Here is a 20,679-nt window from a genome sequence, read left to right on the forward strand (position 1 = left end):
AATAAGAGTTCTCGCCGCATGCTTGTATGCAGCAACTAATTGGATGATGCAAGCAACTAGAGGATCACATGGACGAGACCGGTCTGGCCCAGGCCAACGAGATCGGCATGGCCCTGGTCCGGCTCAACCGGGCCACGGCCTGCATGGCGGCACAGAGCGCAAAACTGGGGCTCGACAAGACTTCGTTCACGCTGCTCGCCACGCTGGCGCACACCGGGCCGCTGCGGTCCAGCGCGCTGGCCGAGGCCGTCCACTCCGATCCATCCACGATCAGCCGTCAGGTGGCCCAACTGGTCAAGGACGGCCTGGTCGAACGAACCGCCGACCCCGTCGATGGCCGGGCCACCCTGCTGGCCGCCACCGACTCCGGGCGTGAGCTGTTCCTGCGGCACCGCGACCGCCGCAACGAGATGATCGCCAGCATGGTGTCGGACTGGCCGCCGGAGGACCGGCGGCAGTTCGCCACCCTGCTGCATCGCTTCGTGGGCGCCTACGAGGAGCACATGCCCGGCCTGATCGCCGAACTGGTCGACTACGCCCGTTCGGGAGTGGAGAAGTAGATGTCAGACACCGCAACCGCGCCAGCCGGCGTTGGCCTGAGCCACCGCCAGATCATGGCCATCATGACCGGTCTGATGATGGGCATGTTCCTGGCCGCCCTCGACCAGACCATCGTCTCGGCGGCCATGCGCACCATCGCCGACCAGCTGCACGGGCAGACCGTGCAGGCGTGGGCGACCACCGCCTACCTGATCACCGCCACCATCTCGACCCCGCTGTACGGCAAGCTGTCCGACATCTACGGCCGCAAGCCGATGTACCTGACCGCGATCTCGCTGTTCCTGATCGGCTCCGCGCTGTGCGGGGTGGCGAACTCGATGTACGAGCTGGCCGCCTTCCGCGCCGTGCAGGGCCTGGGCGCCGGTGGCCTGATGTCCCTGGCGCTGGCGATCATCGCCGACGTGCTGCCGCCCCGGGAGCGGGCCCGGTACCAGGGCTTCTTCATGGCCGTCTTCGGCATCTCCAGCGTGGCCGGTCCGGTGGCCGGCGGCTTCTTCGCCGGGCTGGACAGCTTCATCGGCGTCGAGGGCTGGCGCTGGGTCTTCCTGGTCAACCTGCCGCTGGGCATCGCCGCGCTGGTCGTGGTCACCAAGGTGCTCAACATCCCGCACAAGCGGGTCAACCACCGCATCGACTTCCTCGGCGCGGCCGCGCTGACCGTCGGCCTGGTGCCGCTGCTGATCGTGGCCGAGCAGGGCCGCCACTGGGGCTGGGGTGACCCGCTCACCCTGGGGCTGATCGGGCTGGGCGTGGCCGGGCTGGTGGCCTTCGTGCTCGCCGAGCGGCGGATGGGCGATGAGGCGCTGCTGCCGCTGCGGCTGTTCCGCAGCTCGGTGTTCAGCCTGGGCAACGGGCTCAACTTCATCATCGGCATCGGCATGTTCGGCGGACTGCTGTCCCTGCCGCTGTACCTGCAGATCGTCAAGGGCATGAGCCCGACCGAGTCCGGCCTGATGATGCTGCCGCTGACCTTCGGCATCCTCTCCGCCAGCCTGTTCGCCGGCACCAGGACGGCCAAGACCGGGCGGTACAAGTCCTTCCCGATCGTCGGCATCGGCCTGATCGTGGCCGCGCTGCTGCTGTTCAGCAGCATCGGCTTCAGCACCCCGCTGTGGCTGAGCGCGGTCTACATGGTGCTGATGGGCTGGGGCCTCGGGGCCTGCATGCAGACCCTGGTGCTGGCCGTGCAGAACGACGTCTCGCCCTCGGACATGGGCGTGGCCACCGCCTCGGTGACCTTCTTCCGGCAGATGGGCGGCACCATCGGCGCCGCGGCCTTCCTGTCCATCCTGTTCGGGGTGGTCGGCGACCGCATCGCCAGCGCGCTGCGCTCGGCCGCGCTCACCCCGGAGTTCCTGGCCGCGGTGCGCGACCCGGCGGTGCTGGCCAACCCGGCCAACAAGCCGGTGCTGGACATGATGGCCAACGGTGGGGTCGGCGCGCCCTCGCTGGACGACACGTCCTTCCTGATCAACCTCGACCCCAGGCTGGCGCGGCCGTTCCAGGACGGCTTCTCCTCCGCGATGGACACCGTGTTCTTCACCGGCGCGATGGTGATGCTGGTGGCCTTCGTGCTGGTCTGGTTCCTCAAGGAGAAGCCGCTGTCCAACCAGTCCGGCATGCAGCGCCGGGCTCAGGAGGAGCACGCGGCGGCCGCACTGGCCGGCTGATCAGCTGACAACGACGACGGCCCCGGGCGCACTGCGCGCTCGGGGCCGTTGTGGTGCTCGGTGTGCTGGGCGTCAGTGCTGCCCGTCAGCGGTCTTGAGGCGCTCGTAGGAGCGGACGACCTCGGCCTCGGCCTCGGTGCGGCCGACCCAGGAGGCGCCCTCCACGCTCTTGCCCGGCTCCAGGTCCTTGTAGACCTCGAAGAAGTGCTGGATCTCCAGGCGGTGGTACTCCGCCAGGTGGTGGATGTCGCGCAGGTGCTCCGAACGCGGGTCCGCGGCCGGAACGCAGAGCAGCTTGTCGTCGCCGCCCTTCTCGTCGGTCATCCGGAACATGCCGATGGTGCGGCAGCGGATGAGGCAACCGGGGAAGGTCGGCTCCTGCACGAGCACCAGCGCGTCCAGCGGGTCGCCGTCCTCGCCGAGCGTGTTGTCCACGAAGCCGTAGTCCGCCGGGTACTGGGTGGCGGTGAACAGGGTGCGGTCCAGCCGGATGCGCCCCGTCTCGTGGTCCATCTCGTACTTGTTCCGCACACCCTTGGGGATCTCGATGGTGACGTCGAACTCCACGCGGTTCCTCGCTCGATTCTTCGGATCGGCACGGCTCCGGCTAGCAGGCGCAGCGAAGCTGTGTCTAGACCCGTCTAGTGTGGACCACGAGTCGCGCTGAAAGCCCGTCGAGCGGGTCTGGGTCGGTGTGACATTGACCGGGTTTCAGAACTTCTTCCCCCATCCGCCGCAGGAGGACACGCGTGACCGGAGGCGAACAGCAGGGCTCATCACCGCAGGTCAACCCAGACCTGGACCAGGTGACGGTGCGACTGCCGGTGCCCGGCGCGCCTCCTGCGCAGCCGATGAGGGTCGGCCCGCCGCCCCCGGCGGCCACCGCGGCTGAACCACCACCCGATCCGGGGAAACGCGGCAGGAAGCTGGTGGTGCTGGCGACCGTGCTGGTGCTGCTGGCCGCGCTCGGCGTTGGTGGCGTGCTCGGCGGCCCGTGGCTGGCCCAGCAGCTCGGTCTCAGCGGTCCGGGCGGCCCCGGCACCCAGCCACCGCCCGCGCCGCTGAACCCGCAGGCCGCGCTGCGCGCGCTGCCCCCGCAGGCGCCCACGCCCAGCGCGCAGGGCGTGGCCGCGGCGCTGGACCCGCTGGCCGGCAACGCCGCGCTCGGCGAGCTGACCGGCAGCGTGCTGGACGGGACCACCGGCAACGTGCTGTGGGAGCGCGGGGCGGGCACCGCGCGCACCCCGGCCTCCACCGGCAAGCTGGTCACCGCGGCCGCCGCACTGCTCGCCCTGGACCACCAGACCAGGCTGAGCACCACCGTGGTGGCCGGCGCCGAACCGGGCACCGTGGTGCTGGTCGGCGGCGGTGACACCACGCTGTCCGGGCTGCCCGCGAACAAGCCCACCTACTTCTTCCCGGACGCCGCCCGGCTGGACGACCTGGTCGAGCAGGTCAAGGCCAAGGCGGGCGGCCCGGTGAGCAAGATCGTCATCGACGTCGGCCGGTTCGCCGGGCCGCCGATGGCCCCCGGCTGGCTGAACGTGGACGTGGCGGGCGGGCACATCGCGCCGCTGGTGCCGCTGATGCTCGACGCCGCCCGCCGCGACCCGCTCACCTCCACCACCCCGCGCTCGGACAAGCCGGCCCAGGCCGCGGCCCAGGAGCTGGCCAAACGGCTCGGCGGCAACCCGGCGATCGAGGTCGGCTCCGCGCCGCAGGGCGCCAAGGTGCTGGCCAAGGTCGACTCGCCGCCGCTGCCCCGCCTGGTCGCCTCCTTCCTGTCCACCTCGGACAACATCCTGGCCGAGGCGGTGGCCAGGGAGCTGGCCCGCGGCACCGGCAACGAGCCCTCTTTCGCCGGGGCCAGCAAGGCCACCCTGGACACGCTGTCCCGCAACGGGCTGGACATCACCGGGGTGAAGATGTCCGACGCCAGCGGCCTGTCCACCGAGGACCGGGTCTCGGCGAAGTTCCTCAGCTCCCTGCTGGCCGCGGCCTCGGGCACCGACGCGCGCGCGGCCAAGCTGCGCCCGATGCTCACCGGCCTGCCGGTGGCCGGCGGCACCGGCACCCTGGCCAAGCGCTACGACAAGGGCCAGGCCGCCGGGGGGCGCGGCTGGGTGCGGGCCAAGACCGGCACCCTGGACGGGGTGAACAGCCTGGCCGGGATCGTCACCACCAACGACGGCAGGCTGCTGGTCTTCTCCTTCATGGCCACCGGCGCGGCCAGCGACCCGGCAAGGGACGCGCTGGACACGCTGGCCTCCGCGCTGCGCCGCTGCGGCTGCGCCTAGAACGTGACCCCGCTGTTCACCGGCTGGCCGATGACGATCACGGGGCTCGGCGGGTAGCGTCCCAGGGGTGAACGCGGGATCGGCCGCACGGCCACTGGATCCGGCCGAGGGGCCGGGGCCTGTCGACTGGGGTGTCGCCACGGCGACCGCCCATCGGCTGCTCCGCCCTGGGCCCGTCATCGCCCGCGACGCCGCCCAGGCGGCCGTGCGCGGGATGCGGGAGCTCTCCGTCGCCGCGGAGGGACACGTCCGCCAGCTCACCGGCCTCGGCCTGGACCTGCCGCTGCTGCCCGGCGAGGTCGTGGACCGTCCGGCCTGGGTGCGCGGCGCGGTGGACGGCCTGGCCGCGCTCACCGACCACGCGCTGCCCCGCGGCGCGGGCGGCTGGCGCGGCGGCGTGCTGGCCGGGACCGCCGGCGTGCAGGCCGGGATGGTGCTGGCCTACCTGAGCACCAGGGTGCTCGGGCAGTACGACCCGTTCGGCGGGCCGGACGGCGAGGGCAGGCTGCTGCTGGTCGCGCCGAACATCGTGGCCGCGCAACAGGCCCTGCGGGTGCCCGAAGAGGACTTCTGGATGTGGGTCTGCCTGCACGAGTCCACCCACCGGCTCCAGTTCACCGCGGTGCCCTGGCTGCGCGCGCACTTCGCCGCCCAGGTCGGCACCCTGCTCTCCAGCATGGACGACGCCACCGCCGGACTGCTCTCCCGGGTCGGCGAGGCACTGCGCTCGGCCCGCCGCAAGGACGGCGAGGAGAACCAGGCCGCGCTGGTCGAGCTGTTGCAGTCGCCCAGGCAGCGGGCCGTGCTGGACCGGATCATCGCGCTGTCCACCCTGCTGGAGGGGCACGCCGACCACGTGATGGACGCCGCCGGACCGGCCGTGGTGCCCAGCGTGGCCACCATCCGCTCCCGGTTCACCGTGCGCCGCAACCCGCGCGGGGTGGCCGACCGGGTGCTGCGCGCGCTGCTCGGCGTGGACGCCAAGATCCGCCAGTACGCCCAGGGTTCCGCCTTCACCGGGCACGTGGTGGACCGGGTCGGCATGGCCGCGTTCAACCAGGTCTGGCAGTCGCCGGAGACGCTGCCCACCCGGGCCGAGATCGCCGATCCGGACGCCTGGATCCGCCGCGTGCTCGGCTGAGCCGTTGGCCGCGCCCGACCCCGCGGTGGCCGCGGTCCGCACCGCGGTCCGCCGGTTCCTGGACCGCCACCAGGTCACCGGACCGGTGGCGGTGGCCTGCTCCGGCGGCGCGGACTCGCTGGCCCTTGCCGCCGCGACTGTCCACTGTGGACGAAAGCGCGGGCTGGCCGTGCACGGCCTGGTGGTCGACCACCAGCTCCAGCCCGGCTCAGCCGGGGTGGCCGCCAGGGCCGCCGAGCAGCTGCGCGAGCTCGGCGCGCGGGCCAGGGTGCTCACCGTCGAGGTCACCGGCCCCGGTGGCCCGGAGGCCGCCGCCCGCCGCGCCCGCTACGCCGCGCTGAACGCCGCCCGGCCGGACGACGCGCTGGTGCTGCTCGGGCACACCGGGGACGACCAGGCCGAGACCGTGCTGCTGGGCCTGGGCCGCGGCTCCGGCCCACGCTCGATCGCCGGGATGGCCGAGCTGGACCCGCCGTGGGGCCGCCCGCTGCTCGGCCTCTCCCGCGCCACCACCGCGGCCGCCTGCGCCGCGCTCGGCCTGGACGCCTGGGCCGACCCGCACAACCTGGACCCGGCCTACACCAGGGTCCGGCTGCGCCAGGAGGTGCTGCCGCTGCTGGAGGACGTGCTGCGGGGCGGGGTGGCCGCCGCGCTGGCCCGCACCGCCGCCCAGCTCCGCGAGGACAGCCAGGCCCTGGACGAGCTGGCCGCCGACCTGCTCGGCCAGGCCCGCGACGGCGACGGACTCTCGGTCGGCGCGCTCAAGGCCGCGCCCGCCGCGCTGCGCCGCCGGGTGCTGCGGAGCTGGCTGCTCGGCGCGGGTGTGAGCGAACTCACCGACGCCCATTTGCGCTCCGTGGACGCCCTGGTGGCTGATTGGCGTGGTCAAGGGGGCGTCGCGGTGCCCGGCGGGTTGGTGGCCGGGCGCGCGCATGACAGGCTGGTCCTCGACCGTTCTTTGTGACTGAGGGGAAGCCGCGGTGTACGAGGGCGACATTGCCTCCGTGCTCGTTTCCGAGCAGCAGATCCAGGAGAAGACCGCCGAGCTGGCGACGAAGATCGCCGCCGACTACCCGACTGACGGACGCTCCTCGGACCTGCTGATGGTCGGCGTCCTCAAGGGCGCGGTGATGTTCATGGCGGATGTGGCCAGGGCGCTGCCCGTGCCGGTCCAGCTGGACTTCATGGCCGTCAGCTCCTACGGCTCCGCGACCTCCTCCTCGGGGGTGGTCCGCATCCTCAAGGACCTGGACCGGGACATCGCCGGCCGGGACGTGCTGATCGTCGAGGACATCATCGACTCCGGCCTGACCCTGTCCTGGCTGCTGAAGAACCTGGCCTCGCGCCGCCCGGCCTCGCTGGAGGTCTGCACGCTGCTGCGCAAGCCGGACGCGGTCAAGGTGGACGTGCCGGTCAAGTACGTCGGCTTCGACATCCCGAACGAGTTCGTGGTCGGCTACGGCCTGGACTACGCCGAGCGCTACCGCGACCTGCCCTACATCGGCACCCTGGACCCCAAGGTCTACACCACCTGATCAGCAGTTCGGCCTACAGCGGCGCTGGATCAGCGCGTCCATCAGCACCGAGCGGATGTCCGTCGCCTCCCGCGCCGCGTAGGCCTTGCCGCCGGTCACCTTCGCGACCTGCTGCAACGCGTTGAGGTCGGCATCGGGCCCGAGTCCGATGCCGATCACCGGCACCGGCTGGGCCGGGTCGGCCTCCGCGGTCAGCGTCTGCACCAGGCTGTTGAGGTCCAGGCCGGAGCGGTTGTCGTTGGCGCCGTCGGTGATCAGCACCACCGAGTTGACCCGCTTGCTGTCGAAGTCCTTCTTCACCGTGCGCACCGCGGCCAGCAGCGTGTCGTAGAGCGCGGTGTTGCCCTTGACCTTGCCGGGCAGGGTGGCCGCGGCGGCGCCCAGCGCGGCCCGCCGGTTCATCCCGGCCATCGGCTCGGCCAGCGCGCCCAGGCTGACCAGCTCGCTCCAGTGCCGGTTCGGCGCGTGGTCGGTGGAGAAGGCCCACAGGCCGATGTGCGTGGTGTCCGGCAGCAGGCCCAGCGCGGTGCCCGCGGCGTCGCGGGCCAGCTCGATCCGGGACTGGCCGTTGCCCGCCTTGGCCGCCATCGAGCCGGAGACGTCGATCACCGCCAGCATCCGGGCGTCCAGGGTCACCGCGCTGTAGGTGCGCAACACCTCGGCGGCCTGGTCAGGGGTGGGCAGCGGCAGCAGCGAGGGCGGGTTGGTGCTCACCCCGGCATCGGCCCACGCCTGGTCCGCGCGGCCGCCGGGGTCGCGGAAACCGGCGTCCCGGAACCGCTTGCCGGTGCTCTCGTTGCGCAGGAACCGGCCGAAGGACTCGGCCGCCTCCCCGGTGCCCGGCGCCTCCTCCCTGCTGGCCACCCTGGTCAGCGGGTAGTCGAAGGCGATGGTGCCCTCCTCCGGGTAGAACGCGGTGGCCTTCGCGCCGACCCCGCGCCGGTTGTGCGCGATCACCGACTGCTCGGTGGCGGAGAAGGCGGGCGCGGTCTCCGGCTCGCCGGCCAGCTTGTCGAAGCCGTCGCGCACCAGCGGCATGGTGTTGCGGCCCACCCGCAGCAGCGCGGCCACCAGCTCCGGCCGGGGGGTGCCGTCGGTGTTGCCCAGCAGGGAGCGGATCAGCATCAGCGTGGCCAGGCCCTCGGTGGTGCCAGCCGGATCGCCGATCGAGGTGGCCACGCCGCCGTCGACCACCTTCCGCCAGGACACCGCGCCACCCAGCTTCTCGCCGGTGCCCGGCCCGGCCACCACCACCAGCGGCGAGCTGGCCAGCGACTGGCCCGGTTCGATCGAGGCCACCGAGCTGGGCGCGGCCGAGGAGCCGACCTGCTGCTTGCCGCGCTGGGCCCACAGCGCGGAGTCCGGGATCCACAGCGCGGGCACCTTCTGCCCGGGAATGGTCGGGCCGGTGATCTCGGCGGCCACGTCCGCGGAGTTCAGCGGGCGCACCTCCACCTTGACGCACTTGCCGTTCACCGCCGGCCTGGCCTGGTGGAACTCGTCCGCGGCGGCCTTGACCACCGGCTCCACCGCGGCGGCCGCGGTCACGTACAGCGGAAGCTCGCCCGTGCAGCCGCCTGCCGGGTCCCACAGCCGCAGCGCGACCACGGTGGCCCCGGCCGCGACGACAACACCCAGCAGCGCACCGAGGGGGAGTGCGGCCCTCTTCAGACCGGCGCTGGGCCTGGACAGCTGGTGACGACCAGACATGGCCCTTCGAGACCCTTCCGTATAGAAAATCCTGCACTAACTTCCACCTGATATGGTGGAGAATTTTTCGCACCCCGACTTCTGCGATCACGGAGAATGACACGTTCACCCCTCCGTGGAAAGCGGCCGCCTTCGCCCTCACTCGTACGGATCAGCGGCCTCCAGCGTTCAGCGACCGGTGTTGAACCGAACGGGCCAGCTCGCAGTGGTGGGGGTCACACCGGCGAGACCTGGGTCACCTGGGGAACCAGAGCGGGCACTCGGCCGTTGGCAAGGCGAAACAGTCCGTGGGCGGCCGGTCCGCTCACCGAGCCGCTACACCATGGGCGGTACGCTGGTCGGACGATGGTTTCCCGCTCCGCGTCAGCGGCGGGTGCTCCGTTGCCCGGCACGCAAGTCAGGGAGGGTGGAGGCCGCCCCGCGGCCGCACGTTAATGGACCGCAAGCGCCTGCTCCGCAACCCGCTGATCTGGATCGTCGCGGCGTTGCTGCTCTACTACGCGTTCAGCGTCCTGCTCGATGACGCACGTGGCTTCTCCCAAGTAACCACGTCCAAGGTCATCGAGCAGCTGAAGAACGGCAACGTCAAGGAAGCGGTCCTCGAGGACAAGGAGCAACGGCTCCGCGTCAGCCTGACCAACCCGGTCGACGGCAAGGACAAGCTGATCACCTACTTCCCCGCGCAGAGCGCGGACGACATCCTGGGCCAGCTGGAGAACGCCAAGGGCGTCACTGGCGGCTGGGACGTCAAGGTCACCCAGGAGTCCGTGCTCCTGCAGGCCCTCTTCTACCTGATACCGGCCGGCCTGCTGCTGCTGTTGTTCCTCTGGATGATGAACAACAGCCAGGGCGGCGGGAACCGGGTGCTCAACTTCGGCAAGTCCAAGGCCAAGCAGCTGTCCAAGGACATGCCCAAGACCACCTTCTCCGACGTCGCGGGCGCCGACGAGGCGGTGGAAGAGCTCTACGAGATCAAGGACTTCCTGCAGAACCCCGGCCGCTACCAGGCGCTCGGCGCGAAGATCCCCAAGGGCGTGCTGCTCTACGGGCCGCCCGGCACCGGCAAGACGCTGCTGGCCCGCGCGGTCGCCGGCGAGGCCGGCGTGCCGTTCTACTCGATCTCCGGTTCGGACTTCGTGGAGATGTTCGTCGGCGTCGGCGCCTCCCGGGTGCGCGACCTGTTCGAGCAGGCCAAGCAGAACGCGCCCTGCATCATCTTCGTCGACGAGATCGACGCGGTCGGCCGCCACCGTGGCGCCGGCCTCGGCGGCGGGCACGACGAGCGCGAGCAGACGCTGAACCAGCTGCTGGTGGAGATGGACGGCTTCGACTCCCGCGGCGGGATCATCCTGATCGCGGCGACCAACCGGCCGGACATCCTGGACCCCGCGCTGCTGCGTCCCGGCCGGTTCGACCGGCAGATCCCGGTGGCCGCCCCCGACATGCGCGGCCGTCGGCAGATCCTGCACGTGCACTCCAAGGGCAAGCCGCTGGACCCCGACGTGGACATGGACTCGCTGGCCAAGCGCACCGTGGGCTTCTCCGGCGCCGACCTGGCCAACGTGATCAACGAGGCCGCGCTGCTCACCGCCCGCCAGAACGGCACCCTGATCAACGCCGCCGCGCTGGAGGAGTCGGTGGACCGCGTGGTGGGCGGTCCGGCCCGCAAGAGCCGGATCATCTCCGAACGCGAGAAGAAGATCGCCGCCTACCACGAGGCAGGGCACGCGCTGGCCGCGTGGGCCATGCCCGACCTGGAGCCGGTCTACAAGGTCACCATCCTGCCCCGCGGTCGCACCGGCGGGCACGCGCTGGTCGTGCCCGAGGACGACAAGGAGCTGATGACCCGCTCGGAGATGATCGCCAGGCTGGTCTTCGCCCTCGGCGGCCGCGCGGCGGAGGAGCTCGTCTTCCACGAGCCCACCACCGGAGCCTCCAGCGACATCGAGCAGGCCACCAAGATCGCCCGCGCGATGGTCACCGAGTACGGCATGAGCTCCCGGCTGGGCGCGGTGAAGTACGGCAAGAACGAGGGCGAGCCGTTCCTCGGCCGCTCCATGGGCCACCAGGCCGACTACTCCCTCGAGGTCGCGCACGAGATCGACGAGGAGGTGCGCAAGCTCATCGAGGCCGCGCACGACGAGGCCTGGGACGTGCTCAACACTTACCGGGACGTCCTGGACGACCTGACCCGCGAGCTGATCGAGCGGGAGACCCTCCAGCGCAAGGACCTGGAGCGGATCTTCGAGTCGGTGGAGAAGCGCCCGCGGATCACCCTGTTCAACGACTTCGGCGACCGCACCCCCTCGGACCGCCCGCCGATCAAGACCCCCGGCGAGCTGGCCAAGGAGCGCGGCGAGCCGTGGCCCCCGGTCCAGGAGGAGGCGCCCACCCCGGTCGCCACCGTCCCCGGCGGCAACGACCTGCCCGGCGGCCCGCCCTACCCGCAGCCGGAACCGGGTCCCAACGGCGCGCCCGCGCCGAACCCGAACCCGTACCCGCCGCAGCCGCCCACCGGCTGGTCGGCCCAGCCGACCCAGCCGGTCCCCTCGGCGGGCCCGCCCTACTACGGCGCGCCCCCCGGCTGGACCCCGGCCACGGTGCCCGGCGGCCAGCAGTGGCCTGCCCAGCAGCCGCAGCCGGGCAGCCAGCCCGCCGAGCAGCCGCAGAACAAGCCGACGGACAACCGGGACGCCAGCACCACCCGGCCGATCGACTCCGAACCGCCGGACGGCAACCGCTGAACACGGACAAGCACCAAGGACGGCCCGCCTTCGACCACACCCGCGCGGAGGCGGCCGTCCGCGAACTGCTCCTGGCCTGTGGCGAGGACCCGGACCGGGATGGCCTCAAGGACACCCCGGCCCGGGTCGCCCGCGCCTACCGCGAGATGTTCGCGGGCCTGTACACCGAACCCGACTCGGTGCTGAACAAGACCTTCGACGAGTCCCACGAGGAACTCGTGCTGGTCAAGGACATCCCGATGTACTCGACCTGCGTGCCGAGCAAGCAGACGGTCAACGCCGTCGGCGGCCGCAAGGCGGCCAGGGACGTCCGCGTCGGTGACCGGTTGTGGACGCTGGCCGACGGCAGGGTGCGGCAGACCGAGGTCACCGAGGTCACCGCCCGCCCGGCCCGTGAGCTGGTCGAGGTGACGACCGAGCAGGGGCGCTTCGTCCTGACCCCGGACCACCCCCTGGCGACCCCGGAGGGCTGGCAGGAGGCCAAGGACGTCGGCGGCAGCTACATCGAGTGGACGGCCGCTCGCAGCCTCAACCGCACTCGTTGGTCGGTGACGTCCGGATACGACTTCGGCTACGTCGTCGGCGCCGTGTGCGCTGACGGCTCGGTCGGCGCCCGGTCGGTGTCGTTGGTGGTCAACGACGAGGAGTACGCGAAGAAGTTCGCTGAGGCCCTCTGGTACGCCTTCCGGATCGACGCCCGGATCGAGCCGGTGGAGCGTCCGTCCGGCTACCTGCAGCGGATGGTCGGCGGCTACCGGGTTCGGGTCGGCTCCTCGTACCTGGCCGATCTGATGCGTCAGTACGTCGGCGGTGACGCGCATCACCAGCGGCAGCGTTTCCCGCGGGTGGTGCTCAACGACCACGGCACCTTCGCGGGCTTCCTCGACGGCTACGTGGACGGGGACGGCTGCCGGTCGAAGTACAGCAACGGCCGGACGGCGGTCAGCGCGAACGTGCCCTTCCTGGAGGACCTGGCGCAGATCACCGGCGCGCGGTTCTCACCGAAGGCTGACCGGGCCTCGCAGCTGTACATCGCGGACAGTTGGCTGAGCAGGCACGGCTTCCCCCAGGAGTCGCATCGGACCGACCTGGTCGAGTCGCGCTGGGTGAAGGTGGAGTCGGTCCGGCGGATCGAGGCGAGCGGGGCGAAGCCGTACACCGTGTACAGCTTCACCTGCGACCCGCATCCGACCTTCCTGGTGGCCGGGCACCTGACGCACAACTGTGAGCACCACCTGGTGCCCTTCCACGGGGTCGCGCACGTCGGGTACATCCCGAACGCCCACGGCCGGGTCACCGGCCTGTCCAAGATCGCGCGGCTGGTCGACCTGTACGCCAAGCGGCCGCAGGTGCAGGAACGGCTGACCTCGCAGGTGGCCGACGCGGTGGTGCGCAAGCTGGATCCGCGCGGGGTGATCGTGGTGATGGAGGCCGAACACCTCTGCATGGCGATGCGCGGGATCCGGAAACCGGGGTCGCGCACCGTCACGTCAGCCGTTCGTGGTCTGCTGAAGACCTCGGCCTCCTCTCGGGCCGAGGCGCTGGAGCTGATCAAGGGACGGTGAACGTGATGGGAGCGGCGCTGCATCGGCTGCTGCCCGACCCCGGCCGGTGTGTCGTCATGGGCGTGGTCAACGTGACCCCGGACTCCTTCTCCGACGGTGGCCGCTACCTGGACACCGCGGACGCGGTGGCCCACGGCATCGAGATGCACCGCAGGGGGGCGGACCTCGTCGACGTCGGCGGGGAGTCCACCCGGCCGGGTGCGGAGCGGGTGGCGCCGGAGGTGGAGGCGGCCAGGGTGGTGCCGGTGATCCGGGAGCTGGCCGCCGAGGGTGTGCTGGTCAGTGTGGACACCATGCGCGCCGAGGTGGCGGTGGCCGCGCTGGCGGCGGGGGCGAGCATCGTCAACGACGTCTCCGGCGGGCTGGCCGACGAGCGGATGGCCTCGGTGGTCGCCGAGGCCGGCGTGCCGTGGATCCTGATGCACTGGCGCGGGCACAGCGCCGGCATGGACCTGCTGGCCAGCTACCGGGACGTGGTCGCCGACGTGCGCGCCGAGCTCTCCGCCAGGGTGGACGCGGCACTGGCCGCCGGGGTGGCCCCGGAGGCGCTGGTGATCGACCCCGGGCTGGGTTTCGCCAAGACCGACCGGCACAACTGGGCCCTGCTGCAACACCTGGACCAGCTCATCGACCTGGGCTTCCCGGTGCTGGTCGGCGCTTCCCGCAAGCGGTTCCTGGGTAGCCTGCTGGCCGGGCCCGGCGGTTCGCCGCGCAGCCCGGACGGCCGCGAGGCGGCCACCTCCGCGGTCTCCGCGCTGGCCGCCGCGGCCGGGGCGTGGGGGGTGCGGGTGCACGACGTGCACGGATCACTGGACGCGGTCGCGGTGGCCTCGGCCTGGGCCCGTGGCGGCGTGCGCGCGCCGGTCACGGCGGAGAAGGGGGATCGGTGACCGACCGGATCACGCTGACCGGCCTGCGGGTGCGCGGGCACCACGGCGTCTTCGAGCACGAGAAGCGGGACGGCCAGGACTTCCTGATCGACATCACGGTGTGGCTGGACCTGGACGTGGCGGCCGAGACCGACGACCTGGCCGACACCCTGGACTACGGCGCGCTGGCCCAGCGGGCCGCCGCGATCGTCGGCGGCGAGCCGTGCGACCTGATCGAGACGGTGGCCGCGCGGGTGGTCGACGAGGTGATGACCGACCGGCGGGCGCACGCCGCCGAGGTCACCGTGCACAAGCCGTCCGCGCCGATCCCGCTGACCTTCGCCGATGTCGCGGTCACCGCCCGGCGGTCCCGCCGGGCCCGCGGCAAAACGGCCATGGACTTCTGAGCCGATGAGCGCCGCGGTGCTCTCCCTCGGCTCGAACCTGGGGGACCGGCTCGGTCACCTCCAGTTCGCCGTGGACGGCTTCGGCGCGGCGGTGCGGGCGGTGTCGCCGGTCTACGAGACCGCCCCGTGGGGCGTGACCGACCAGGACGACTTCCTCAACGCGGTGCTGCTGGTCGAAGATCCGGCCACCGACGAGTGGGGGTGGCTGCGCCGTGGTCAGGAACTGGAGAATGCGGCCGGCCGGGTCCGGACCCTGCGGTGGGGGCCGCGGACCCTGGACGTCGACGTGGTGACCGTCCACGGGGTGCGTTCGGCGCACCCCGACCTGCTGCTGCCGCATCCGGGCACCCCGGAGCGGGCCACCGTGCTCGCGCCCTGGCTGGACGTCGAGCCCGCCGCGGTCCTGCCCGGCCACGGCCCGGTCGCCGCGCTGCTGGCCGCGCTGTCGCTGGACGGGGTGCGCAGGCGGGACGATCTTCCGCTCACGCTCCCGCCGGCGTAGGAGGCCGAGGTGACGCACCACCGCCCCGGTGAGGCCGTGCTGCTCGCGGAGTCCGCCCTGCGGTCCGCGCGGTCGCTGGCCGAGCGGGGCAAGGACGCCGAGGCCGAGGCGGTGTGCCGGGAGGGCCTGACCGAGCTGCCCGGTTCGCTCTCCGAGGAGACCGACCGGCTGCGGGTGGAGCTGCTCGAACTGCTCCTGCTGCTCACCGAACCGCGCTGGAGCCGCAGCCCGGAGTACCGCGCGGCCAACCCGGTGGAGCGCTGGGCCGCCGACGCCGAGGCCGCCGCGGCCCGGATCGGCGACCTCCAGCTGCGGATCAGGGCGGCCTCGGTGGCCGGCCGGGTGCTGCACCGCACCCAGGGCGTGGAGGCGGCGCTGGCCGTGCAGCGGCGGGCGGTGGAGCTGGCCAGCCAGAGCGGGGACGCGGTGGTGCAGTTCCTCACCCTGTCCGCCTACGGCCGGGAGCTGACCAAGCGGGACCTGCGGGCCGGGCTGGCGGTGCTGCTGGAGGCGGAGAAACGGGCCAAGGCCAGCCCGGAGATCACCGGCAGCCGGTCCACGGTGCTGCGCGGGGCGTTCCGGCGGACCGAGCTGGAGATCGGCGTCGGCGAGTTCGACGCGGGCTACCTGGGCATCGCCAAGACCAGGCTGGAGTTCGTGGCGGCCCGGCTGCGCGCCGAGCCGGAGTCGGCCTCGCTGCTGCCCATCGCGCTGAACCACCTGGCCAAGGCGCAGCTGGCGATCGGGCTGTGGGACCCGGCCGCGGACACCCTGACCGAGGCGGTCGGGCTGGGCGACGGCGCGCCGGATCCGTGGCACGCCTACAACCTGGCGCTGTTCGGCCGGTTGCGGGTGGAGCTGGGCGACCTGGCCGCCGGGGTGCACGTGCTGGAGTCGGCGTGGGCGGAGACGAACCGCACGCCCTCGATGACCGTGGCCACCCTGGTGTGCAACCTCTACGCCGAGGGCCTGCTGCTCACCGCGGGCCGCCGGGCGGACGTGCTGGGCGCGGTGGAGGAGCTGCTGGCGGCCAACCTGGAGCGCTGCCAGCGGGTGTCCATGGTGCGCAGCGAGGTGCTGGCGCACTCGCTGCTGGCCCGGCTGCACCTGGCCATGGACGAGCTGCCGCAGGCGCACGCGGCCAGCGCGGCCGCGGTCGAGCTCTACGCCAGGCGCGGCCCGCTGCCCACGGTGCGCGGCGAGGAGGTCCTGTACTGGCACGCGGAGACGCAGCGGCGGTCCGGGCGCGCCGACGCCGCGGTGGAGACCTTGTCCCGCGCCCGGCAGCTGGTGCGGGCCAAGGCGAACTCGCTGGACCCGGAGCTGCGCGAGTTCTTCCTGGCGGTGCCGCTGAACCAGCGCATCGCCGAGCCGATGGCCGGGGTGGCCGAGGGAATGGGGAGCATATGAGGTTCACCAGGGCCCGCGACCTCGTCGTGCCGGGGCTGGTGCTCGCGGTTGTGGTCTATCTCGCACTGCGCTTGGCCTACGGCTACGTGCCCAGGGTGCCGGTGCTGGCCGGGGTCACCCTGCTGCCGGTCGCGCTCGGCGAGCTCTGGTGGGGGTTCGTGCTGCGCGGCCGGATCCAGCGCCGTCCGCACGCCCGTGTGCTGGAACCGTTGGTGGCCGCCCGCTCGGTCGCGCTGGCCAAGGCGTCCTCGCTGGCGGGGGCGGTGCTGCTCGGGGTGTGGCTGGGCATGATCGCCTACCTGCTGCCGTTGCAGGGGCAGCTGGCCGCGGCCGAGAACGACCTCGTGCCCGCGGTGCTGGGCGCGGTCAGCGCGGCCGCGTTGATCGCCGCCGGGCTGTGGCTGGAGCACTGCTGCCGCACGCCTGACCTGCCGGAGGACCGGGACGCACCGTGATGGTGAGATCGCTGTCCGTTGATTTTTTCGTCCCCGGATCGACTTCATTACCAATCCGGAACCTGGTGGACAGGTCTCGAACGGATAACTCCCGGGTACCGTAGGGGCCATGAACGGCCGCAGCGACTCGACCGCCGAGCCTCGCAGCACGGCCCGCGGTAACGGATTCCTGCTGCTCGGAGCGGTTCTGCTCCTGGCGGCGACCGCCGCGGCAGTGCTCGTGGTCAGCGACGATGCCCGATGGTTGCGGCTGGGCGTGGTCGCGGCCCTGTGGGCGGCCCTGGTCGGCGCCTTCGCCGCCGCGCGGTACCGCAAGCAGGCGGGCGAGCGGGCCCAGCGCGCCGAGGAGCTGCACCGGGTCTACGAGCTGGAGCTGGAGTGCGAGGTCGCCGCCCGGCGCGAGTACGAGCTCGACTTCGAGGCCAAGACCAGGGAGCGGATCGAGGCGGAGTCCCGCAGCGACCTGGACGACCTGCGCAAGGAGCTGCGCGCGCTGCGGGAGAACCTGGAAGCGCTGCTGGGCGGTGAGGTGCTGGTCGAACGGGTGGCCTTACGCGCCGAGTCGACCCGCATGCGCTCCCTGCCCGACCAGTCCCGCCGCCTGGCCATCTCCGACCGCTCCGACCGGGTCATCGCCTCTGCCGAGGAGCGCATCCGCAAGATCACCGCGGGCACGGTGGAGCCGGTCCGCGCGCAGGCCACCCGGCAGGAGGAGAGCACCCAGCTGATCCCCGCGGTGCGCCCCGAGCGCAAGGAGCAGCCGCCCGCGGAAGTCCGCGCCGACGCCGCCCGCACCGCCTTCGTGTCCAAGGAGGCCGTGCGCGCCGAGGCGCAGCGCCGGGAGAACCGCCCGGCCGCCCCGCAGCGCCAGCACGTGCCGCCGCGCAAGCAGACCACCCCGGAACCCAGCCGCCCCGACGTGCAGCGGGACCGGCAGCAGCCGCGCCGCGAACCCGAACGCCGTGAGCCGGAGCGCCGCGAGCCGGAACCGGCCTTCGCCGAGACCGCCCGGCTGACCAGGCAGGCCCAGCCGCAGCCGCCGGCCCAGCCCCAGCAGGCCAAGCCCCAGCCCGCGCAGCGCCCGGAGTTCCGCCGTCCGGAACCGGCCAGCGCCTCCATAGTGGCCGAGCTGGACGGCGGCGCGTCCACCTGGACCGAGACCCCGCCCGCTCGGCCGTCGCGCCCGGAACCCGCGGTGACCCGCGGCGAGGTGATCGGCAGTGGCCAGGTGCAGCGTCCGGCCCAGCCCGCGCGCCCGGCCGAGCGCCCCGAGGTGCTGCCCACCGTCGGTGATCGTCACCCCGGAACCGGTCAGCCGTCGGTGATCGACCAGACTGAGGCGGTGGCCCGTCGCTACCGTCCCGACCCGGAACCCAACGAGCCCGCCGCGACCCCGTCCTGGGCGTTCGACGCCGGCTCCCCGTCGACCGGCTCCTCCTGGGACGCCGAGTCCACTGGCCGCCGCCGCAAGCCCGAGGGCGAGGAACCCCAGGGCCGCAGGCGCAAACCCGAGTACGAGGAGCCCCCGGCCACCGCCGCGGGCCGCCGCCGCAAGCCAGAACCGGAACCCGAGCCCGAGGACGCCGGTGGCGGTCGCCGCCGCAAGCCGGAGAGCTCCTGGGACGCCATGGGCGGCTGGAACCCCGAACTCTCCGACGACGCGGGCCGTCCCCGGGTGGACCCGGACACCGGCGCGCACGGCGGTGGCGGCAAGTCCGTCAGCGAGCTGCTGGCCGCGCACGGCAACACCGAGCCACCGCGCCGCCGCCGTCGCAAGGACTAGTCGGCGCTCTCCAGCGTCAGCGCCGCCGCGCAGGCGGCGAGATCACCGTGCAGCCGCCGCTGTTCCGCGCTCGTCAGTGGCGTGAGCATCCGCCGCTCGACCGCGCGCACCGCCACGCTGGCCCGGCGCAGGTGCTCGCGCCCGGCCGTGGTGAGCTCGGTGGGTAGCGCCCGGCCGTGCGGCGCGCTGGCCGGGCGGGTGACCAGGCCGCGTTCCTGCAGGCCGCGCAGCACCCCGTTCATGGACTGGCGGGTGACGAACGCACCGCGGGCCAGCTCGGCGTTGGACAGCCCTGGGCGCTGACCGAGCAGTTCGAGGCAGGCGTACTGCGGCACGGTGAGCTCCAGTGGCCGCAGCGCGGCGTCCATCCCGGCGCGCAGCGCGGCGGCGGCCTGCTTGAGCGCGTAACCCACCGACTCCGTCAGCTCGCCGACCGGTTCCCCTTGACTCATGTCAGGATCTTGACACATACTCCCTATGTCAATGTCCTGACATAGGGAGCAACGCAGATGACCGTCACCGGGCCCGACTTCCTCGCCCTGCAGGTCCGCGACCTGGACCGCGCGGCCGAGTTCTACGAGACCCGCCTCGGCCTGCGCAGACTGCCCGCCAGTCCGCCGGCCGCGGTGGTGTTCGACACCAAGCCGATCCCCTTCGCGGTGCGCGAACCGCTGCCCGGCGTCGACCTGGACGCGGCCACCCCGCGGCCGGGTGTCGGGGTGGCCCTGTGGCTGCACGCCGAGAACGCCCAGGCCCTGCACGACGAGCTGGCCGCCGCGGGCGTGCCGATCCCGGCCGCGCCGGTGGACGGCCCGTTCGGGCGCACGTTCACCTTCACCGACCCCGACGGGTACGCCGTCACCATCCACGACCGGGCCTGAGGCGGCTACTTGTCCACGTCGCCGACGATCACGGCGAAGGAGCCCAGCACCGCGGGCAGCGCGGCGACCGGAGTGCCCGGCAGCAGGGCGGCCAGGGCCTGGATGTTGTTGAAGGAGGGGGTGCGCAGCTTGAGCCGCCATGGCGTCTTCTCGCCACGGGAGCTCAGGTGCACGCCGGAGACACCCAGCGGGGCCTCGCCCCAGGTGTAGACCGAGCCCTCCGGGGCCTTGACCGCCTTGGGCAGGCGCAGGTTCACCGGGCCGCTGGGCAGCCTGGTCAGGCACTCGCGGGCCAGGCGCAGGGACTGGGCGACCTCGCCGGTCAGACAGCGCACCCTGGCCAGCGCGTCGCCCTCGGTGGCCAGCACCGGGGTGACCTCCAGGTCCGGGTAGGCCGAGGTGGGAGAGTCCCGGCGCAGGTCGAAGTCCAGGCCACTGGCCCGCCCGGCTGGGCCGGTGACGCCGAGGGCCATCGCGTCGGCCGCGCTGAGCACGCCGACTCCCTGGTGCGCGGCAACGAACTCCGGTGAGTCCACAGTGGACTGGATCGCGGCCAATGCCGTGTCCACAATGGACAGTGCGGCGGTCGCGTGCTCGGTCCAGCCCGCGGGCACGTCCTCGCGCAGGCCGCCGATGCGGCTGGCCATGAAGTGGATCCGGCCGCCGGATGCCTCCTCCATCACCGCCTGGACCGCCTGCGTCCCGGCCTGCGCGGCGGTGGTGGCCGCGGTGGTGGCGCCGTCGGCGGCGCGGGTCAGCGGGGTCAGGAAGATCAGGTGGGCGAGCAGGCGGTTCAGCTCGCACAGCAGGGTGCGCAGCCACAAGGCGCGGGCCGGCACGTCCATCCCGGTCATCCGCTCCACCGCCTGGGCCACCACCACCTCGTTGCAGAACGCGGCCAGCCAGTCGTGCCGGTTGGCCAGGGTCAGCACCTGCCGGTAGTCGCGCACCTCGAACAGCTTCTCCGCGCCCCGGTGCAGGTGGCCGACCAGCGGCTCGGCCGAGGTGATCAGGTGCGACTCGTCCAGGGTGAGCCGCAGCCGGTAGGCCCCGTGCGCCGAGGGGTGCAGCGGGCCGAGGTCGACCACCCGGTCCACCCCGAGATGGGCCGCGCCCGCGCCGACTCCGACGATCTCCTGCCTGCTCACG

18 protein-coding genes and 2 pseudogenes are annotated in these 20,679 nt (G+C 72.7%); 16 read left to right on the forward strand and 4 right to left on the reverse strand.

What is annotated here, in order from left to right:
* The first annotated feature begins 68 nt into the window (after nucleotides 1–68).
* Nucleotides 69–560, forward strand: a complete 492-nt coding sequence (locus tag N8J89_RS01700) for a MarR family winged helix-turn-helix transcriptional regulator (protein ID WP_283662608.1) — start codon at nucleotides 69–71, stop codon at nucleotides 558–560.
* On the forward strand, nucleotides 561–2,231 hold the full coding sequence (locus N8J89_RS01705; RefSeq protein WP_283662609.1) for an MDR family MFS transporter: 1,671 nt from the start codon (nucleotides 561–563) through the stop codon (nucleotides 2,229–2,231). It abuts the gene before it with no gap.
* 72 nt (nucleotides 2,232–2,303) lie between these two features.
* On the opposite strand, the gene N8J89_RS01710 is transcribed toward N8J89_RS01705, so the two are convergent.
* Nucleotides 2,304–2,798 carry an inorganic diphosphatase gene (locus N8J89_RS01710; protein WP_252483075.1) on the reverse strand — a complete coding sequence of 165 codons (495 nt, stop codon included), beginning with the start codon at nucleotides 2,796–2,798 and terminating at the stop codon, nucleotides 2,304–2,306.
* Between the two features lie 182 nt (nucleotides 2,799–2,980).
* Between N8J89_RS01710 and dacB the strand changes: the two genes are divergently transcribed.
* The 4 genes from dacB (at nucleotide 2,981) to hpt (ending at nucleotide 7,204) form a co-directional block, all read left to right on the forward strand.
* On the forward strand, nucleotides 2,981–4,528 hold the full coding sequence (gene dacB / locus N8J89_RS01715; RefSeq protein ID WP_283662610.1) for a D-alanyl-D-alanine carboxypeptidase/D-alanyl-D-alanine endopeptidase: 1,548 nt from the start codon (nucleotides 2,981–2,983) through the stop codon (nucleotides 4,526–4,528).
* Nucleotides 4,529–4,595: 67 nt separating this feature from the next.
* On the forward strand, nucleotides 4,596–5,669 hold the full coding sequence (locus N8J89_RS01720) for an Rv3626c family coenzyme F420 biosynthesis-associated protein (protein ID WP_283662611.1): 1,074 nt from the start codon (nucleotides 4,596–4,598) through the stop codon (nucleotides 5,667–5,669).
* A gap of 4 nt (nucleotides 5,670–5,673) precedes the next feature.
* A complete protein-coding gene (gene tilS, locus N8J89_RS01725) occupies nucleotides 5,674–6,633 on the forward strand; it encodes a tRNA lysidine(34) synthetase TilS (RefSeq protein WP_283662612.1) in 960 nt (319 codons plus the stop codon).
* 16 nt (nucleotides 6,634–6,649) lie between these two features.
* A complete protein-coding gene (hpt, locus tag N8J89_RS01730) occupies nucleotides 6,650–7,204 on the forward strand; it encodes a hypoxanthine phosphoribosyltransferase (protein WP_252483079.1) in 555 nt (184 codons plus the stop codon).
* Here hpt and N8J89_RS01735 read toward each other — a convergent pair whose 3' ends face one another.
* A complete protein-coding gene (locus N8J89_RS01735; protein WP_283662613.1) occupies nucleotides 7,205–8,914 on the reverse strand; it encodes a substrate-binding domain-containing protein in 1,710 nt (569 codons plus the stop codon).
* Nucleotides 8,915–9,348: 434 nt separating this feature from the next.
* Here N8J89_RS01735 and ftsH point away from each other — a divergent pair, with 434 nt between their 5' ends.
* The 9 genes and pseudogenes from ftsH (at nucleotide 9,349) to N8J89_RS01780 (ending at nucleotide 18,649) form a co-directional block, all read left to right on the forward strand.
* Entirely contained in the window at nucleotides 9,349–11,658 is a 2,310-nt protein-coding gene (gene ftsH, locus N8J89_RS01740; RefSeq protein WP_283662614.1) for an ATP-dependent zinc metalloprotease FtsH, read from the forward strand.
* Nucleotides 11,655–11,912, forward strand: a pseudogene (locus N8J89_RS01745) (GTP cyclohydrolase I); the annotation flags it as partial. The gene ftsH and the pseudogene N8J89_RS01745, both read left to right, overlap by 4 nt.
* Before the next feature lie 969 nt (nucleotides 11,913–12,881).
* A pseudogene (gene folE / locus N8J89_RS01750) lies at nucleotides 12,882–13,223 on the forward strand (GTP cyclohydrolase I); the annotation flags it as partial.
* A gap of 5 nt (nucleotides 13,224–13,228) precedes the next feature.
* The gene (gene folP / locus N8J89_RS01755; protein WP_283662615.1) at nucleotides 13,229–14,113 is read left to right on the forward strand and encodes a dihydropteroate synthase; all 885 of its coding nucleotides are present in this window, start codon (nucleotides 13,229–13,231) and stop codon (nucleotides 14,111–14,113) included.
* Nucleotides 14,110–14,499 (forward strand): dihydroneopterin aldolase, encoded by a 390-nt coding sequence (gene folB / locus N8J89_RS01760; protein ID WP_252483083.1) that lies wholly within the window; start codon nucleotides 14,110–14,112, stop codon nucleotides 14,497–14,499. Before folP ends, folB begins: the two co-directional genes overlap by 4 nt.
* Nucleotides 14,500–14,503: 4 nt before the next feature.
* On the forward strand, nucleotides 14,504–15,001 hold the full coding sequence (gene folK / locus N8J89_RS01765; protein WP_283662616.1) for a 2-amino-4-hydroxy-6-hydroxymethyldihydropteridine diphosphokinase: 498 nt from the start codon (nucleotides 14,504–14,506) through the stop codon (nucleotides 14,999–15,001).
* A gap of 9 nt (nucleotides 15,002–15,010) precedes the next feature.
* On the forward strand, nucleotides 15,011–16,411 hold the full coding sequence (locus N8J89_RS01770) for a hypothetical protein (protein ID WP_283662617.1): 1,401 nt from the start codon (nucleotides 15,011–15,013) through the stop codon (nucleotides 16,409–16,411).
* On the forward strand, nucleotides 16,408–16,866 hold the full coding sequence (locus tag N8J89_RS01775; protein ID WP_283662618.1) for a DUF3180 domain-containing protein: 459 nt from the start codon (nucleotides 16,408–16,410) through the stop codon (nucleotides 16,864–16,866). Before N8J89_RS01770 ends, N8J89_RS01775 begins: the two co-directional genes overlap by 4 nt.
* A 109-nt stretch (nucleotides 16,867–16,975) precedes the next feature.
* Nucleotides 16,976–18,649 carry a DUF6779 domain-containing protein gene (locus N8J89_RS01780; RefSeq protein ID WP_283662619.1) on the forward strand — a complete coding sequence of 558 codons (1,674 nt, stop codon included), beginning with the start codon at nucleotides 16,976–16,978 and terminating at the stop codon, nucleotides 18,647–18,649.
* On the opposite strand, the gene N8J89_RS01785 is transcribed toward N8J89_RS01780, so the two are convergent.
* On the reverse strand, nucleotides 18,646–19,101 hold the full coding sequence (locus N8J89_RS01785) for a MarR family winged helix-turn-helix transcriptional regulator (protein WP_283662620.1): 456 nt from the start codon (nucleotides 19,099–19,101) through the stop codon (nucleotides 18,646–18,648). The genes N8J89_RS01780 and N8J89_RS01785 overlap by 4 nt on opposite strands.
* A 57-nt stretch (nucleotides 19,102–19,158) precedes the next feature.
* On the opposite strand from N8J89_RS01785, the gene N8J89_RS01790 reads away from it, so the two are divergent.
* On the forward strand, nucleotides 19,159–19,530 hold the full coding sequence (locus N8J89_RS01790; RefSeq protein ID WP_283662621.1) for a VOC family protein: 372 nt from the start codon (nucleotides 19,159–19,161) through the stop codon (nucleotides 19,528–19,530).
* A gap of 5 nt (nucleotides 19,531–19,535) precedes the next feature.
* Here N8J89_RS01790 and N8J89_RS01795 read toward each other — a convergent pair whose 3' ends face one another.
* Complete coding sequence (locus tag N8J89_RS01795) at nucleotides 19,536–20,678, reverse strand: NADH-quinone oxidoreductase subunit D (RefSeq protein WP_283662622.1); 1,143 nt, start codon at nucleotides 20,676–20,678, stop codon at nucleotides 19,536–19,538.
* Nucleotide 20,679: the final 1 nt, after the last annotated feature.

It is taken from the genome of Crossiella sp. CA-258035 (assembly GCF_030064675.1).
Taxonomy (GTDB): domain Bacteria; phylum Actinomycetota; class Actinomycetes; order Mycobacteriales; family Pseudonocardiaceae; genus Crossiella.

Bases quoted from the DNA above. Each gene is read 5' to 3' on its own strand.
- N8J89_RS01700 (WP_283662608.1), top strand. From the start codon at position 69: ATGGACGAGACCGGTCTGGCCCAGGCCAACGAGATCGGCATGGCCCTG.
- N8J89_RS01705 (WP_283662609.1), top strand. From the start codon at position 561: ATGTCAGACACCGCAACCGCGCCAGCCGGCGTTGGCCTGAGCCACCGC.
- N8J89_RS01735 (WP_283662613.1), bottom strand. From the start codon at position 8,914: ATGTCTGGTCGTCACCAGCTGTCCAGGCCCAGCGCCGGTCTGAAGAGG.
- ftsH (WP_283662614.1), top strand. From the start codon at position 9,349: ATGGACCGCAAGCGCCTGCTCCGCAACCCGCTGATCTGGATCGTCGCG.
- folP (WP_283662615.1), top strand. From the start codon at position 13,229: ATGGGAGCGGCGCTGCATCGGCTGCTGCCCGACCCCGGCCGGTGTGTC.
- folK (WP_283662616.1), top strand. From the start codon at position 14,504: ATGAGCGCCGCGGTGCTCTCCCTCGGCTCGAACCTGGGGGACCGGCTC.
- N8J89_RS01775 (WP_283662618.1), top strand. From the start codon at position 16,408: ATGAGGTTCACCAGGGCCCGCGACCTCGTCGTGCCGGGGCTGGTGCTC.
- N8J89_RS01780 (WP_283662619.1), top strand. From the start codon at position 16,976: ATGAACGGCCGCAGCGACTCGACCGCCGAGCCTCGCAGCACGGCCCGC.
- N8J89_RS01785 (WP_283662620.1), bottom strand. From the start codon at position 19,101: ATGAGTCAAGGGGAACCGGTCGGCGAGCTGACGGAGTCGGTGGGTTAC.
- N8J89_RS01790 (WP_283662621.1), top strand. From the start codon at position 19,159: ATGACCGTCACCGGGCCCGACTTCCTCGCCCTGCAGGTCCGCGACCTG.